General features: G+C 67.1%; 14 protein-coding genes. 7 read left to right on the top strand and 7 right to left on the bottom strand.

The annotated features are described in order from the left end of the window. Positions 1-7: 7 nt before the first annotated feature. From FOE78_RS14295 to arfA, 4 genes are all read right to left on the bottom strand, one after another. Positions 8-913, bottom strand: coding sequence for a carbohydrate ABC transporter permease (locus tag FOE78_RS14295; RefSeq protein ID WP_143986892.1), 906 nt, complete (start codon positions 911-913; stop codon positions 8-10). Next, the gene (locus FOE78_RS14290; protein ID WP_143986891.1) at positions 910-1,863 is read right to left on the bottom strand and encodes a carbohydrate ABC transporter permease; all 954 of its coding nucleotides are present in this window, start codon (positions 1,861-1,863) and stop codon (positions 910-912) included. The genes FOE78_RS14295 and FOE78_RS14290 overlap by 4 nt, the downstream gene beginning before the upstream one ends. Then, a complete protein-coding gene (locus FOE78_RS14285) occupies positions 1,860-3,230 on the bottom strand; it encodes an ABC transporter substrate-binding protein (RefSeq protein WP_143986890.1) in 1,371 nt (456 codons plus the stop codon). Before FOE78_RS14285 ends, FOE78_RS14290 begins: the two co-directional genes overlap by 4 nt. Positions 3,231-3,299: 69 nt before the next feature. Then, positions 3,300-4,826, bottom strand: coding sequence for an arabinosylfuranosidase ArfA (arfA, locus tag FOE78_RS14280; RefSeq protein WP_143986889.1), 1,527 nt, complete (start codon positions 4,824-4,826; stop codon positions 3,300-3,302). 211 nt (positions 4,827-5,037) lie between these two features. Here arfA and FOE78_RS14275 point away from each other — a divergent pair, with 211 nt between their 5' ends. Then, positions 5,038-5,454: a DUF3054 domain-containing protein gene (locus FOE78_RS14275; RefSeq protein ID WP_210414590.1), complete on the top strand. Its 417-nt coding sequence runs from the start codon at positions 5,038-5,040 to the stop codon at positions 5,452-5,454. Between the two features lie 33 nt (positions 5,455-5,487). On the opposite strand, the gene FOE78_RS14270 is transcribed toward FOE78_RS14275, so the two are convergent. After that, positions 5,488-6,906 carry a glutamate decarboxylase gene (locus FOE78_RS14270; RefSeq protein ID WP_143986887.1) on the bottom strand — a complete coding sequence of 473 codons (1,419 nt, stop codon included), beginning with the start codon at positions 6,904-6,906 and terminating at the stop codon, positions 5,488-5,490. 266 nt (positions 6,907-7,172) lie between these two features. On the opposite strand from FOE78_RS14270, the gene FOE78_RS14265 reads away from it, so the two are divergent. Together FOE78_RS14265 and dop are read left to right on the top strand one after the other, a co-directional pair. Beyond that, positions 7,173-7,766 carry a hypothetical protein gene (locus FOE78_RS14265; RefSeq protein WP_143986886.1) on the top strand — a complete coding sequence of 198 codons (594 nt, stop codon included), beginning with the start codon at positions 7,173-7,175 and terminating at the stop codon, positions 7,764-7,766. Between the two features lie 34 nt (positions 7,767-7,800). Next, on the top strand, positions 7,801-9,336 hold the full coding sequence (dop, locus tag FOE78_RS14260) for a depupylase/deamidase Dop (RefSeq protein ID WP_210414589.1): 1,536 nt from the start codon (positions 7,801-7,803) through the stop codon (positions 9,334-9,336). Positions 9,337-9,349: 13 nt separating this feature from the next. Here the strand turns inward: dop and FOE78_RS14255 are convergent, their stop codons facing one another. Beyond that, positions 9,350-10,549 (bottom strand): MarP family serine protease, encoded by a 1,200-nt coding sequence (locus tag FOE78_RS14255; RefSeq protein ID WP_143986885.1) that lies wholly within the window; start codon positions 10,547-10,549, stop codon positions 9,350-9,352. A 67-nt stretch (positions 10,550-10,616) separates the two neighbouring features. After that, positions 10,617-11,990 (bottom strand): hypothetical protein, encoded by a 1,374-nt coding sequence (locus FOE78_RS14250; RefSeq protein ID WP_143986884.1) that lies wholly within the window; start codon positions 11,988-11,990, stop codon positions 10,617-10,619. Between the two features lie 378 nt (positions 11,991-12,368). On the opposite strand from FOE78_RS14250, the gene FOE78_RS14245 reads away from it, so the two are divergent. From FOE78_RS14245 to FOE78_RS14230, 4 genes are all read left to right on the top strand, one after another. After that, positions 12,369-12,572, top strand: a complete 204-nt coding sequence (locus FOE78_RS14245; RefSeq protein WP_143986883.1) for a ubiquitin-like protein Pup — start codon at positions 12,369-12,371, stop codon at positions 12,570-12,572. Next, on the top strand, positions 12,569-13,432 hold the full coding sequence (prcB, locus tag FOE78_RS14240; RefSeq protein WP_143986882.1) for a proteasome subunit beta: 864 nt from the start codon (positions 12,569-12,571) through the stop codon (positions 13,430-13,432). Before FOE78_RS14245 ends, prcB begins: the two co-directional genes overlap by 4 nt. A gap of 120 nt (positions 13,433-13,552) precedes the next feature. Next, complete coding sequence (gene prcA / locus FOE78_RS14235; RefSeq protein ID WP_143986881.1) at positions 13,553-14,359, top strand: proteasome subunit alpha; 807 nt, start codon at positions 13,553-13,555, stop codon at positions 14,357-14,359. Continuing rightward, entirely contained in the window at positions 14,356-15,501 is a 1,146-nt protein-coding gene (locus tag FOE78_RS14230; protein ID WP_143986880.1) for a prephenate dehydrogenase, read from the top strand. The genes prcA and FOE78_RS14230 overlap by 4 nt, the downstream gene beginning before the upstream one ends. Positions 15,502-15,535 lie beyond the last annotated feature (34 nt).

The raw sequence follows: 15,535 nt of genomic DNA, 5'->3' as shown, positions 1-15,535 counted from the left end.
CCGAGCCTCAGCCCTTCAATCCGCTGGTGGCGACCCCCTCGATCACGTATCGCTGGACGAACACGTACAAGATCAACACCGGGATCGCGGCCACCGAGGCGCCGGCCATGATCACCGGGTAGTCGATGTTGTAGGCCCCTTGCAGGGTTGACAATCCGGCCGGCAGGGTCAGCCGTTCCGGCGAGAACAACACGAAGATCGGCCAGATAAAGTCGTTCCAGTTCCCGAGGAAGGCGAGCACGCCCAGGGTGACGAGGCCCGGCTTGGAGATCGGCAGGATGATCCGCGTGAAGATCTGCCAACTGTTGGCACCGTCGACCCGGGCGCTCTCCTCCAACTCACGGGGAATCGCGAGGAAGAACTGCCGGAGGAAGAACACACCGAATGCTCCGGCAGCTCCCGGCACGATCAAGGCGATCAACGTGTCCAGCCAGCCCAGCCTGTCCATCATCAGATAGTTGGGCATCAGGAAGATGAAGCCCGGTACGAACATGGTCGCGATGATGATGCCGAAGATCACCTTCTGCCCCGGGAACTTCATTCGAGCCAGGGCGAACGCGGCCATCGATGCGACCACCAGGACGAGAACCGCGTGACCGACTGCCGCCATCAACGAGTTCAGTGCCCAGGTGAAGACCGGATTCTGCTCGTCGGCGAACAGGAGCTTGTAGGCGCGCAGGGTCAACTGATCGGGGATCAGCGAGATCGGAATCCGGCGGGAGTCCTCGACCGTGCGAAACGACGTCAGGAACATCCACAGCAACGGGATCACGAAGATCAACGCGAGGATGACGATGCCGACCCAGAAGAACGGGCCGTTGCGTTCCTGCCGATAGGCACGACGGCGCCGAACGCTGCCGGACGCACCGCCTGCGAGTGCGGAGGGTTGGGGTTCTACTCGTGTGCTGGTCATTTGCCGCCTTCCCGCTCGCGCAGCACCATGAAGTTGATCACCGAGACGACGGCCAGGCAGATCGCCAGCAGATAGCTCATCGCGGTCGCGGAGCCCATCTTGAACGCCCGCAGACCCTCCTGAGTCATGACCATGATCGCCGTCCTGGTGCTGTCGCCCGGACCGCCGTTGGTGACCAGATAGGCCTGGCCGAACATGTTGGCGCTCGCCAGCACCGTGGTGGTGATGATGAAGACGAGGATGTTGCGCAGCCCCGGCAGCGTGACATTGATGAATCTGGCGAACGAGCCCGCGCCGTCAATTGCGGCGGCTTCGTACTGATCGCGCGGAATCCCTTGCAGGCCGGCGAGATAGATCACCGCGTTGAACCCCAGCGTCCACCAGACCGTCATGCCGACCAGTGCCACCCAGGCCCACGGCTGGGTCTGCGTCCAGCCGACCGGCGGAATGCCGAACAGGCCCAGGAACCAGTTGATCAAGCCGAACTGGGAGTCGAGCAGATAGCGGAACAGCACGCCGACAACCGCGATGCCCAGCACGAACGGCGCGAAGATCATCGCCCGCAGCAGTGACCGCGCCGGGAAGACCCGGTTCAGCATCAGCGCGATGCCGAGCGGGATCAGGACCAGGAACGGCACACTCGCGACGGTGAAGATCGCGGTCGCCTTCATGCCGTTCCAGAACTCCGGGAACGTCACCGAATCGGGAGTGAACAGATCGACGTAGTTCTGCAGCCCGATGAACGGTTTGTTGGGCAGCATGAAGTCCCAGTCGTGCAGGCTGACCCAGATCCCGAACACCGCCGGGACCAGGACGAAGGTCGTCAGCAGTGCCAGGTAGGGCAACAGGAAGAGGTACGGGGTGAACCAGGCATGCACGCGGAGCCGTCCGGCCGGCCGATCGACGGCCGGATCGACCTTCGTACGAGCCGTGGTCGCGGTGGCGCTCATCCGTACTTCTTGTTGTTCGAGACCAAGATCTTGTTCGCCCGCTCCTTGGCCTGATCCAGCGCCGCCTGGACCTCCTTCTTGCCCAGCATCGCCTCGCTGGTCGCCGTCGTCCACTCCGGCAGGACGTCGTTCACACCCGCGATCGGGGGCACGAAGTGGATGTAGTCGAGCTGCTTGGCGAATTCGAGCACTGCGCCCTTGGTCTGGAATTCGGGATCCTCGCGGACCGAGTTGCGCGCCGGAACCATGCCGGCGTCCGCCCAGCCCATCGACTGCTGTGAGATCCAGTTGACGAACACCCGGGAGGCGACGGCCTTGTTCTCGTCGGTCTTCAACTGACGCGGCAGCACGAACTGGTGCGAGCCCGCCCACACCGCCTGGGTGCCGCCGATGTTCGGCACCGGCGCGGCACCCCACTTCAACTTCTTGATCGCGTTCAGCGGAGTCGTATTCCACGGCCCGTTGATCATGAACGCGGCCTTGTCGTTGGTGAACGAGACGAAGTTGCCGTCGGCAGCGGCATTCTTCGGGCTGTGACCCTTGTCGATCAGTCCCTTCCACCAGTTGATCGCGTCGGCGCCGGGCTGCTCGGCGAAGCCGACGGACATGCCGTCGTCGTTGACCATCTTTCCGCCGTACTGGTAGACGAGGGTCTGCGACTCCAGGCCGTTGACGCTGAGCGCGGAGGTCCACATGCCGTGGACGCCCTTGGACTTGCACTTGTCGAGGATCGCCATCAGCTCGTCCCCGGTCGTCGGCGGCTTCTCCGGATCTGCCCCGACCTTCTCCAGGACGTTCTTGTTGTAGAAGAGGCCGGCGGGATGGACGTCGAGCGGGATGCCGTAACGCTTGCCCTGGTAGAGGCCGCCCTTCCACGCGATGGTGGGGAAGTCGTTCTCGGTGAGCTTGAGTGCCGAGGCGACGTCGTCCATCGGGATGATGACCTGACGGGCGGCGTTGGTGGCGAGGTCATCGGCGTGCATCAGACCGATCTCGGGCGCCTTGCCGTTGCTGACCGCGGCCGGCAGCTTCTGGAAGTACTCGGCCCAGGCGATCGCGGTCATGCTGACCTTGATGTTGTCGTGTTGGGAGTTGAACTCGTCGATCAGCTTCCGCATGATCGGGCCGTCACCGCCGGTGAGTCCGTTCCAGAAGGCAAGCGAGACGGCCGGACCGTCGTAACCTTCCGAGCCGCCACCGCCGGCGACGGACTTCTGAGCGCCGGGCGTGCCGGCCGAACCGGGGGAACAGGCGCCGAGGGCGAGGGCGGTCGCTGCCGCGGCTGTGCCGCCAAGCAGGCTCCGGCGGGAGATGCCGCGCGGGCTGAGATTCTCGGCAGGAAGACCGGGTCGAGTCGTCTTTGACATGGGACATCCTTCGGGGTTGGGGATGGTCTGAGATGGTGCGTCTGAGATGGTGCGAGGGGGGAGTAGGTCTCAGGGCAGATCCGGTCCGGAATCCAGTTCCAGAACGGTCCAGGACAGGGGCGGCAGTTGAGCGGTGACCGCGCCGTCACGGAGGTCGGCTCGGTCGAACGGCTGGGGACCGACGGCGTCGTGCCGGTCGCGATTGGTCAGCGTGGCAGCCGATCCGTCCGGGAGCGACAAGCAGCCGGCACTGCGGAGTCGCCGGACGCCGAGCTGGCCGCACTCGACGGTGACGTCGGCGGTCTCTGACCTGCTGCGGTTGGCCAGGAAGACGGCAGCACTGCCGGATGATTCCTCGAAGGTGGCGGCCGCATCCACGATCGGAACGTCGGTGAATCGCCTGGTGTCGCGGCGATCGCCGGTCGCCGCGACGCGCAGGATCTGTCCGCGCGCCAGCCGACGCATCTGCTCGAACGGATGGGCGATGCTCTGCTTCCAGGCGTCCCCGCCCTCCTCGGAGCGGATCAGGCCGAGGACGTTGACCAACTGGGCCTGGCAGCCGATGGTGACGCGGTCGCCGTGCCGCAGCAGCGAGTTGAGCATGGTCCCCACCACGACCGCGTCGGCGACGGTGTACTCGCTCTCACCGAGGCGCGGATGCAGTGCCCACGGCCGTCGGTCCGGCCGTTCGTCCTCGGCGCCGGCTCGCACCACGTTCCACTCGTCGAACGACAGGTCGACCGCCGTACGGTGCCGGCCGCGGGCTTTCTCCGCGTCGACGGTCGCGACCACGCCCTCGATGAACTGGTCCATGTCCATGGCCGAGGCCAGGTAGCTGTCCGGGTCGTCCTCGTCGGCCTGGTAGTAGACGTGCAGCGAGATGTAGTCGACGTCGTCGTAGGCGTGTCGCAGCACCGCGGCTTCCCAATCCCCGAAGGTGGGCATCTGCGCATTGGACGAACCGCAGGCGACGAGTTCGATGTCCGGATCGACGAGCCGCATCGCTCGTGCGGTCTCGGCCGCCAGCCGGCCGTACTCGTCGGCGGTCTTGTGGCCGATCTGCCAGGGCCCGTCCATCTCGTTGCCGAGACACCAGAGCCGATACCCGAAGGGTTCGGAAGCACCGTTGGCGATTCGGCGATCGGACCAGTAGCTGCCGGCGGGGTGATTGGTGTACTCGAGCAGGTCGCAGGCCTCCTGGATGCCGCGGGTGCCGAGGTTGACCGCCATCATCACCTCGGTGTCCAGGGCGCGAGCCCAGCCGTCGAACTCGTGGATGCCGACGGCGTTGGGTTCGCGTGATCGCCAGGCCAGATCCAATCGTTCGGGGCGTTGGTCGCGAGGGCCGACGCCGTCCTCCCAGCGGTAGCCGGAAACGAAGTTGCCCCCGGGATAGCGAACGACGGTCGGCCCGAGTTCGCGGGACAGGTCGAGCACATCGCCGCGAAATCCTGCGGCGTCGGCGGACGGATGGTCAGGTTCGTAGATGCCGCTGTAGACACAGCGACCCATGTGCTCGACGAACGAACCGAACAGACGGCGAGGGACTGGGCCGATCGTGAACTCGGGATCGAGCACAAGCCTGCTTTGGGGCATGCGGCGGACTCCGATCATCGTTGATCAAGAAGGCGATGGAGGGGACCGTTCGCCTACATCGTTGTAAGCCGGAAACGTAGCGATCATGGGCGCCGGGCACAATCAGTCGTTGTCGCCGATATGGGAACGTTATCGCCGGGGTCCGTCATGGGCGAGCCCTCCACCCGGGCCGGGCGCACGGTCCCGACCTGAGGACGTAGGGTGGTCGATTGTGAGACTCGGGGTTGCGGTCGGGATCGACGTGGTGGCGGTGCTGTTGTTCGCGCTGGTCGGGCGGCGCAGTCACGACGAGGCGAACACCTTCGTGGACGTGTTGGGAACAGCCTGGCCGTATCTGGCCGCCACGGTGGTCGGATCACTGATCGCGGCCGTACTGCCGAAGCGCTCCGGCGGCAACCGGAGTCCCTACTCGTGGACCACTTCGGTGATCGTCTGGGTGACCACGGTGGTGCTCGGGATGGTGCTGCGGATGCTCAGCGGCGACACCGCGGCCTGGCCGTTCTGGATCGTCGCCTTCATCAGCCTGGGCATCCTGCTCATCGGCTGGCGGGTGGTGGCGCGCGCGGTCCTGCGCGCCCGTGCCCGGCACACCGTCACCGCGGGATCGCCGCGGCACGAAGGGCGCTGAACGCCGGCGACGGGCCGGTCACCGCTGTGCGGTTCAGCGAACGAGGCCGGTCCGGGCCTTGCTGTGCGCCGCCGACTTCTGCGGTGCCGTCCACAGGTCCGGCTTGCGTTCCCGACGCTCGGTCGGGCGTTCGGCGGCCAGGTCGTCGTACGCCTTGGCCAGGTCCCGCAGCAGCAGGTCGATCATCCGCCGGCTCAGGTCGAGCCGGACGACGATCCGCATCAAGTGCACCGCCTCCGCGTCCGGCGGCAGGCTGTACGCCGGCACGATCCAGCCGTTCTCCCGCAGCCGTGCGGCCAGATGGTAGACGTCGAAGCCGGGATCGCCCGTCAGCCGGAAGGTGACCACCGGCTCGGCCAGCCCGGGATTGAGGATCTCGTACCGCCCGGTCGCGGCCAGGCTCTCGTTCAGATGTCGGGCGTTGGCCATCAGGTTGGCCACGATCGCCGTGTAGCCGGCCCGCCCGAGCCGGAGGAACGAATACATCTGGGCCTGGATCATCGCCGTGCCGCGGGAGAAGTTGAACGTGTACGTCGGCTGTGCGCCGCCCAGGTAGTTCACGCTGAACACCAGGTCCTCGGGGAGTTTGGAGGCGTCGCGGAAGATCAGCCATCCCACACCGGGATAGACCAGGCCGTACTTGTGACCGGAGACGTTGATGGATGCGACCTGCTCGAGCCGGAAGTCCCAGGCCCGCTCCGGTTCGGCGAACGGCGCGATGAAGCCGCCGCTGGCACCGTCGACATGCAGCGGAATGTCCCAGCCGCGTTCCCGCTTGAGGCGGCCGAGCATCGTGTCGATCTCCTCGATCGGATCCGACTCGCCGATGAACGTGGTGCCGAGCACCGCGCCGACGGCGATCGTGTTCTCGTCCAGCCGTTCCTCCACCTCGTCGGCGGTGATCACGTAACGGTCCGGGCGCATCGGGATCTTGCGCATCTCGACGTCGAAGTAGTTGGCGAACTTGTCCCACACCACGTGGGTCTCGGCGCCGAACACCACATTGGGACGATCGGCGGGCAGTCCGGCCGCCTCCCGGCGATGCCGCCATGAGCGTTTGTGCGCGAGCAACCCGAGCATGATCGCCTCGGACGACCCGATCGTGCCGACACCGACCACCTTGGTCGGGTCGGGGGCATGGAACAGGTCGCCGAGCATGTGTACGCAGGTCTCCTCGACCAGGGCGGCCGCCGGATACTCCTCGTGGTCGATGTGGTTCTTGGCCAGGGTGGCGTGGATCAACGCCTCGGCCTGCGGCTCCATCCAGGTGGTCACGAACGAGGCCAGGTTGAGAGTCTCCCGGCCGTCCAGCATCAGGTCGGTGCGCAGTAGTTCGTACGCCTCGTCCGGCGCGATGCTGCCGTCCGGGAAATGGAACGGGTCGACGTGCTCTCGGAAACCTCGTCGCCCGTGGATCGGACTGTTGCCGTCGTCCTGCGCGTGAGTTGCCATGTCTGCTCCTGGGATCAGGACCCGCATTCATCGCCGATCTTGACACTAGCGATTCGCTGGCGCTCCGGACTCGGTAATCGGACTGGTCGGACCGTTGGTCCCGGGGTGCTCCGAGCATCGTCGTACTGGATCGGCCCGGGTGTGTTCGGGCTCACGCCGGCTCCGGCTCGGTACGCCCCGGCGGCCTGCGACCATGGTGCGCGAGTCCGGGTTGCGGCGGCTTCCGGTCGGATTCGCAGACCGGCGTTGTGGAGTGGGGGAGACGGATGGCGCGCAGTCCTTGGGTGTTGATCGTGGTGGGCCTGAGCTGCCTGCTCGCGGCGGGATGCACGATTCAGATCAACCGGGACCCGTCGGCCCACGAACAAGCCGCAGCCGCAGTCCTGGCCGGGCATCGGTTCCGGCTGGACTCCGGCGATCGGCCGGGTCGGACCGAGCTGCGGTTGGGCGCCGACGACAGCATCGTCTCGTACGGAGCTCCCGACCGTCAGCCGTTCACGGTCACGTTCGTGCACCAGGGACATGCCGTCGAGCTTGCTGCCCGGTATCTGAACGTGACGTGCAGCAAGGACGGGCAGAGTCTCGAGGTCGACGGCGTACCACGAACCCGTGGGCAGCTTCGAAGCGACCTGCTGGCGACCGTACCGCTCGGCGTGCCGAAGGAGTCGGTCGATCGTGGGATTGCAGCCGCGGACGCGTTCTACGCGGCCGGCGGTGGCACGTCGCCGCTGCTGTATTCCCTGTCGGCACCGCACCGATCGGGGTCCGGCGACGTCTCGGTGCAGCTCGACATCAGCAACGATCTGCATGAGCAGTCGCTGAGCTACGCGGTGGCATGGCCGGGTGGTTGTCCTGTCTGACCGGGCCCGGCATCCCTGAATTAGGCTCGACCCCATGGCTGAGGTGAGCAATCGCAGAGTGTTGGGGATCGAGACCGAGTACGGGATCTCCGCGCTGGGCGAGCCCGCCGGCGAGGAACTGCACCCGATGCAGCTGTCCAACCACGTGGTGAAGGCGTACGGGTCGATGACCGGCCGGGAGCCCGGCTGGGACTACGAGTCGGAGACGCCGCTGCGCGACATCCGCGGCTACGAGGTCAGCCGCGAGCAGGCCCATCCCGATCAGCTGACCGACTCCGACCTCGGGATGGCCAACATCGTGCTCACCAACGGCGCCCGGCTCTATGTTGATCATGCTCATCCGGAGTATTCCGGTCCCGAGGTGACCAGTGCCCGGGCCGTGGTCGCCTACGACCGGGCCGGCGACCTGGTGATGGCGATCGCCGGTCAGGAGGCCGCCCGACGGCTGGGCCGACCCGTCCGGCTGTACAAGAACAACACCGACGGCAAGGGTGTCTCGTACGGGACCCATGAGAACTATCTGCTGGATCGGCGGACCCCGTTCGACCGGATCATCCGCCAGTTCAGCCCGTTCCTGGTCACCCGGCAGGTCTTCACCGGAGCCGGCCGGGTCGGCATCGGTCAGAACAGTGAGACGCCCGGTTTCCAGCTCGGCCAGCGGGCCGACTTCTTCGAGGCCGAGGTCGGCCTGGAGACCACGCTGAACCGGCCGATCATCAACACCCGGGACGAACCGCATGCCGACGCCGGTCGCTACCGCCGGCTGCACGTGATCACCGGGGACGCCAACCTGAGCGAGATCTCCACCTATCTGAAGGTCGGCACGGCGGCGTTGGCGTTGCACGTGATCGAAGCCGGCCGGCTGGAAGATGATCTTCGACTGGCACATCCGGTGCCGGCGATGCAGCAGGTCAGTCGTGATCTTGAGTGTTCGCGGGTGCTGGCGATGGCCGACGGACGGCAGCTGACCGCGGTCGACGTCCAGGAGGCCTACCTGTTGGCCTGCCGCAAGTGGGTGGGGGAGCAGGAGCCCGGCAGCGACGGCACCAGCGAAGAGATGATCATCGAATGGCAGGACATTCTCGAGCGTTGGCAGCGAGTGCTGGACACGCTGCGTACCGATCCGATGCTGCTGGCCGATCAGCTGGACTGGGTGGCCAAGCTCAAGCTGCTGCAGTCCTATCGGGATCGTGATGATCTTGGTTGGGACTCGGCCAAGCTTTCCTTGATCGACTTGCAGTACGCCGATGTCGATCCGCGGCGCAGCCTCTACAGTGCCCTGGTCGCTCGCGGCAAGATGCGCCGGCTGGTCGACGATGATCAGATCGCGGCGGCGCGGACCGATCCGCCGACCGACACCCGGGCCTACTTCCGCGGCCGGGTGATGGAGAAATTCGGCTCGGCAGTGGTGGCCGCATCCTGGGACTCGGTGATCTTGGACATCCCCGGATGGCCTGCCCTGCAACGGATTCCGCTGCTCGACCCGCTCCGCGGCACCAGCGCACAGGTCAAGGAGTTGCTCGACAACAGCGACACCGTGGCTGACCTGTTCGAGGCGCTCGGCCACTGAGGTTGCAGCGGGTTCACTCGCTGATGCACTGGCCGGCGGGGACGGTGCTGCCGGCGGCGGACTTCTTCAGTACGGGTTTGACCTCGCTCAGTGTCAACGCGTAGCCGGTGTCGGGGTCGGAGGTCGACCGGGCGAACACCATCCCGGCAACCTTGCCCTGGTCGTCGAACAGCGGACCGCCGGAGTCGCCCGGACGGACCTCCGCGCGTAACGAGTAGATGTCTCGTTCGGTCAGGTGCCGGCCGTAGATGTCCAGTCCGGCCGCCGACAGGGTCTGCCGGACCCGCGCCGGGGTCTGGGTGTACGGGCCGTTGCCCGGATAGCCGGTCAACACGGCAGAATCGCCCCGAGCGAGCCGGCCCGCCGTCGACAGCGCGGCCGCGTCCAGTCCGTCGACCTTCAACACCGCCACGTCGCGGCGCGGGTCGAAGGCGATCAGCCGGGCGGTGTGCACGTCGCCGACCCCGCGTTCCTGCACCACGATCCGATCGGACCCGGCGACAACGTGCGCGTTGGTGACCACCCGGTCGCCGGTGGTCACCCAGCCGGTGCCCTCGGATCCTCGCTGGCACATCGATTCCGTCGCGAGCACCTTGACCACCGAACCGGAGGCGTTGCGTACCGCCTTCGGGATCGTCCGATCGGGCGCATCGACACTCCGGCCACTCTCGTTGCCGCCGCTGAAGACCCGCGGGAATCCGTTGTCCTGAAGGAATCCCGCCACATCGGACATGGCCCGATCCGACGGGATCGGGGCCGCGCGGTCGAGCTCGTTGATGATCTTGGAGTCGGTCACCGCTTCGTTGGCGGTGATCAACGGCGTGGTCCGGACGAAGCCGGCAGCCAGCCACACCACGAGGCCGAGGGTGAACAGACTGAGCACCGTCCCGCCCAGTGAATCGACCCCGTGCACGATGCCGTCACCCATCCGCCGCCGGATCGCCGCCGCGATCGCGTACCCGACCGACTGGAGGATCAGCGCGCAGCCGAGCAACACCACGGCGGAGACGATGACCGGATGATCGGCCAGGCTGGAGTGAGCATGGGTCAGCCGGTCCAGGACGATCGGCCGCAGCCGCCCGCCGACGAGGAAGCCACAGATCAGACCGGCCAGCGAACCCGCACCGACCAACGCGCCGCGCCGCCAACCGCCGATCATGACCGCGATCGCGACGATCACCAATCCGATGTCCGTGCCCACCCCGATCGCCATGGGCAGAGTCTCTGCGACGAACCTGAACGTCAGCCCAGAGAGCGTCAAGGATCGGTGGGGTGCGTTCTCAGACGCCGCCTTCGACCGCACGGATGAGGTCTGCGTGGTGGGCCTCGAAACGTTCGGTGTACTCGTCGAAGAGTTGTTGATCAACGCCGTTGGCCTCGCGCAGTCGCCGCTCCACGGGCCCCTGGTCGGGCTCGGTGGGCTGCCCGGATCGTCCGCGGTGGGAGAGCTGGTGGGCGACCGGCGCACCGGTCGCCGCCGTGCAGGCCAGATGACCGGCAGCCAGATGCGCCATCGTGCCCACCACCGAGAAGTTGTGATCGAGCGTCTCGCGGGCCATCCGCAGCAGACGTTCCTCGCTGAACAGCCGCGTCGCGTCCAGGAAGAACAGCTCCTCCTCGTAGTTGATCATGGTGTACGAGGTCGGCTGCCGATAACGCCGGCGGTAGGCCGAGACCAGCTCCGGGTGCGTGGTGACGATCATCTTCGCGAGCATGTTCGTCAGCCCGGCCCGAATGGTGTAGTCGGCGTGCTCGGCGAAGCCGGCCGACTTGCTGTCTCTGGTGGTGATGATCTTGTCCCGAGCAGCCCGCTTGTAGAAGCCGGAGCGGATCTGGGACACCGGATCGCGCAACACCGTGAAGTGACGCAGTTGCCTGCCCGCAAGCCGCAACGGGTACGGGTGATGCTGATGGACCAACATCAACTCAGCCACCTCGTGCGGGCCCAGAGCCGAAGCCTGCTTGACCTGCAACAGGCCCCAGCGCCTGCTGATCTGCAATGTACGAGACCAGGGCACGACCAGCCCGAGGGAGAACTGCATGCTCGACCCGGCACAGAAGGGCAGGTGCTGAAAGACCGGCAGCGCGCCGTCGGTGGTGGCCAGCCGACGATGCAGCCGGCGGTAGACGACGCTGAGTTGATCATCACCCCAGATGTCGGTGAACTGTCTGTCCAAGCCTCGGAACTTACGCCGCAGGAAACGCAGCTGCCGAGCGGCCTCGGCGTCGCGGCCGAGCTGCTGCAACGCGGTGATCACAATGGGGTAGTACTCCAGCCGTGGTCGGCCCCGGGCGAAGATCAACTCCTGCTCGACGGCCGCGCCGAATCGGCCGGCCTGGGCCAGGGCGACGGGCAGCCAGGATCGGGCGGCGTCATCATCGAAGTGATCGGCCAGGATCGCCAGCACCGCGATCGACAAGCCGTCATGATCACGCTGACGACCCGACAGCGCCAGTCTGCGCAACCGCAGCAACTCGTCCTCGGCGACCACCTGACCGGCCGCGTCGGTCGACAGCACCCGTGACAACAGCGAACCCAACTCCCGGCCGGCAACATCGAGCGCCGGCCTCCCCGGACGGTGCCGGACCCGCTGCCGGCGCGCGGCCTTGAGCCGCCCGCTGACGGCCGGCAGTGCGGTGCTGATGCTTGTCATCACAGTTCCCAGGGGCTTCGGCTGGCGGGCTTCGGGCGAGAGCGGTTCGGGTCATCGTCTCGGATCGGCGGACCCGAAGGCCGAGTCCAGCGGCAGCGAGCAAACATTCGGTGACCCGACGGCAACGTGTCGGAGACGGATCAGTCGTCGGCAGTTGCAACACGTTTGCAATCTGGATCGGTCGTGCATCGGGCCGGAATGTCACCTGCAGCGGTCAGGATGAACGCGTAGGGTTGCGGTCCCACGCCGGTCCGACGGTCGCAGGTCTGCAGATGTGGACTTTTGACACGGCTGCAGGATGCGTCGAACTAGGCTTGGCATCGACCGGATCGCTGATGCGATCCGGGAGCAGTCGACTCAGACTGGAAAGGAGCGATCATGGCCGAGACAGAGCAGACCAGGCGCCACGGGCGCCGGGACGACGACGCCGAGGAACTGGAGACCACCGAGGCTGCGCCCAGCGGCGCCAAGAAGCCGGAGTTGGATACCGAGGTTGATTCGCTTCTGGACGAGATCGATGACGTCTTGGAGACCAACGCGGAGGAATTCGTACGGTCATTTGTACAGAAGGGCGGGCAGTGACCGACAAGTCCGAGCAGATCGGAATCTCCAGCACCTATCTGAGGGCGAGCACCTCGTCCTTCACCGAGTTCGTCCGGCTGATCGCGCCCGAGGCACTGCCCGGCGCGCGTCTTCAGGCCGGGCAGCTCGGTGCCCAACTGCCCGGTGGTGCGGGTCACCTGACCGCGCACGCAACCACCATCGTGGCGCTCTGCTACGACGGCGGCGTGGTGATGGCCGGTGACCGGCGGGCCACCGCGGGCAGCATGATCGCGCAGAACGACATCGAGAAGGTGTTTGCCGCCGATGAGTATTCGGTGGTCGGGATGGCCGGCGCGGCCGGCATCGGGATCGAACTGATCGGGCTGTTCCAACTCGAGCTGGAGCACTACGAGAAGATCGAGGGCGCCCCGCTCTCCCTGGTCGGCAAGGCCAATCGGCTGGCCAGCATGCTCCGGCAGAATCTCGGCCTGGCGATGCAGGGACTGGCCGTGGTGCCGTTGTTCGCCGGCTGGGACGAGGCCGAGCACCGCGGCCGGATCTTCTCCTACGATCCGGTCGGCGGTCGCTACGAGGAGCGGGCCTACCACTCCATCGGCTCCGGGTCGGTGTTCGCCAAAAGCTCGTTGAAGAAGCTCTATCGGGCCGAGTTTGGCGCCGACGACGCGGTGATGGCCGCCGTCCAGTCGCTCTACGACGCCGCCGAGGACGATTCGGCGACCGGCGGCCCGGACCAGGCCCGGCAGATCTATCCGGTGGTCTGGACGGCCGACGCCGAGGGCGTACGGCGAATCGGTGAGGATCGGATCGGCCAGGTCGTCGACGAGATCGTCGCCGCCCGCCGGGCCCGGCCGGACGGACCCGCCGCGCCGGTCCTCTAGCGACCCAACCCAAGCAACCGAAATGGACCGGTGGCCCGGCTGGGGCACCGGTCCTACTAGCATTCAGCCACGTCGGCCGACCGGTCGCGGCCGGCCCGTCCACCCGCGGAGGTATTGGCGATGAGCATGCCCTTCTACGTTGCGCCCGAGCAGCAGATGAAGGACCGGGCCGACTATGCGCGCAAGGGCATTGCGCGCGGCCGCTCGGTGGTCGTGCTGCACTACGCCGACGGCATCCTCTTCGTCGCCGAGAACCGGTCCCAGGCGCTGCACAAGGTGAGCGAGATCTACGACCGGATCGGCTTCGCCGCGGTCGGCCGCTACAACGAGTTCGAGAATCTGCGCATCGCCGGCATCCGGCATGCCGATTTCCGCGGCTTCAGCTACGACCGTCGCGACGTCACCGGCCGGGCGCTGGCCGGTGCCTACGCGCAGCTGCTCGGCACCATCTTCTCCTCCGGCGCGGAGAAGCCGTACGAGGTGGAGCTGATCGTGGCCGAGCTCGGCGCGACCGCCGAGGACGACCAGATCTACCGGTTGACCTACGACGGTTCGGTGCAGGACGAGAAGAACTTCGCCGTGATGGGCGGTTCGGCCGACGCGATCGCCGAGCGGGTGGGGGAGCAGTACGCCCAGGGTCTCGACCTGGCAGCCGCCGTTCAGCTGGCGGTGCGAGCGCTGGCGTCCGACGGTGATCAGCCGCGGCAGCTCGGCACCGACGCGCTCGAGGCCGCCATCCTGGACCGGACCCGTACTCAGCCGCGGAAGTTCCGCCGGCTGACCGCCGATCGACTCGCCGGCCTGCTCGACTCGGGTGCGGACGCGGACTCGACCCCGGGTCCTGAGCTTGTCGAAGCACCTGAGCCTGTGGAAGCACCGGAAGCCGACCCCGGCAACGACGCAACCCCCGGAAGCAGTCCGCAGTGACCATCTCGCCGGCCGTCGTGATCGGTACCGGACTGGTCGGCGCTTCGGTCGGATGTGCGTTGACCGCTGCCGGGCATCGGGTGCACCTGGAGGACCGCAGCCTGTCTCATGCCCGGGTCGCGGCCGGCGTCGGCGCCGGCACCTTGGATCCCGCCGTCGGCACCGAGGTCGCGCTGGTCGTGGTCGCGGTGCCGCCGAACGCGCTGGCGCCGGTGATCATCGACGGGTTGCACCGTTTCCCGTACGCGACGGTCACCGACGTCGGATCGGTCAAGGCGGGGGTGCTGAATGCGTTGTGGGACAGCGATGCCGACGTTGCCCGCTACGTCGGATCGCACCCGATGGCCGGCTCCCAGTTCAGCGGCCCGGTGACCGCGCGCGCAGATCTGTTCACCGACCGCACCTGGGTGATCGCCCCGCACCGCAAGTCCGCGCAGGCGGCGACCGACACCGTACGAGAGCTGGTCCGGGCCTGCCGTGCGCAGGAAGTGATCATGGACGTCGACGTCCACGACGCCGCGGTGGCCCGGGTCTCCCATCTGCCGCACCTGATGTCGGTGCTGATGGCCGGCCGGCTGACCGAGGTGCCGGCCGAGCAACTGCAACTGGCCGGACAGGGTCTGCGGGACGTGACCCGGATCGCCGGCAGCGATCCCGGGCTGTGGCAGCAGATCCTCGGTGCCAACTCCGGCGCGCTGCTGCCCGAGCTGCGCGCGATTCAAGATCAACTCGGCGAGTTGATCAAGGCGATCGAGGACGATCGGGCCGGGCGGCCCGAGCCGGCTCGACGAAACGGTCAGGACGGTACCGGCGCCGGAGCCAGCGAGCTCCGACCCCATCTTGAACGGGGAGTGGCCGGCACCCGCCGGATCCCCGGCAAGCATGGGGCAGCGCCGGTGCAATATCGACGTCTCGTGGTCGAGATCCCGGACACCCCGGGAGCGCTGTCGCGGCTGTTCGCCGGGGTCGGCCAGGCCGGCGTCAACGTCGAGGACATCGCTATCCAGCACGATCCGGACCGTCAGTTGGGCTACCTGTCGCTGGCCGTCGACCCGGATCAGGCCGACGCGCTGTCCACGGCGATGACCGCCGCCGGCTGGGTGGTCGGCGAACCCGACCCGTCGCCCGACCTCCCGGACTGAACGTCGCGCGAGCCCACCTACAGCCGCACCACTT

The sequence above is a fragment of the Microlunatus elymi genome (assembly GCF_007362775.1).
Taxonomy (GTDB): Bacteria; Actinomycetota; Actinomycetes; order Propionibacteriales; family Propionibacteriaceae; genus Microlunatus; species Microlunatus elymi.
Note: the sequence above shows the minus strand (reverse complement) of the source record. Positions and strands in the feature narration are given on the sequence as shown.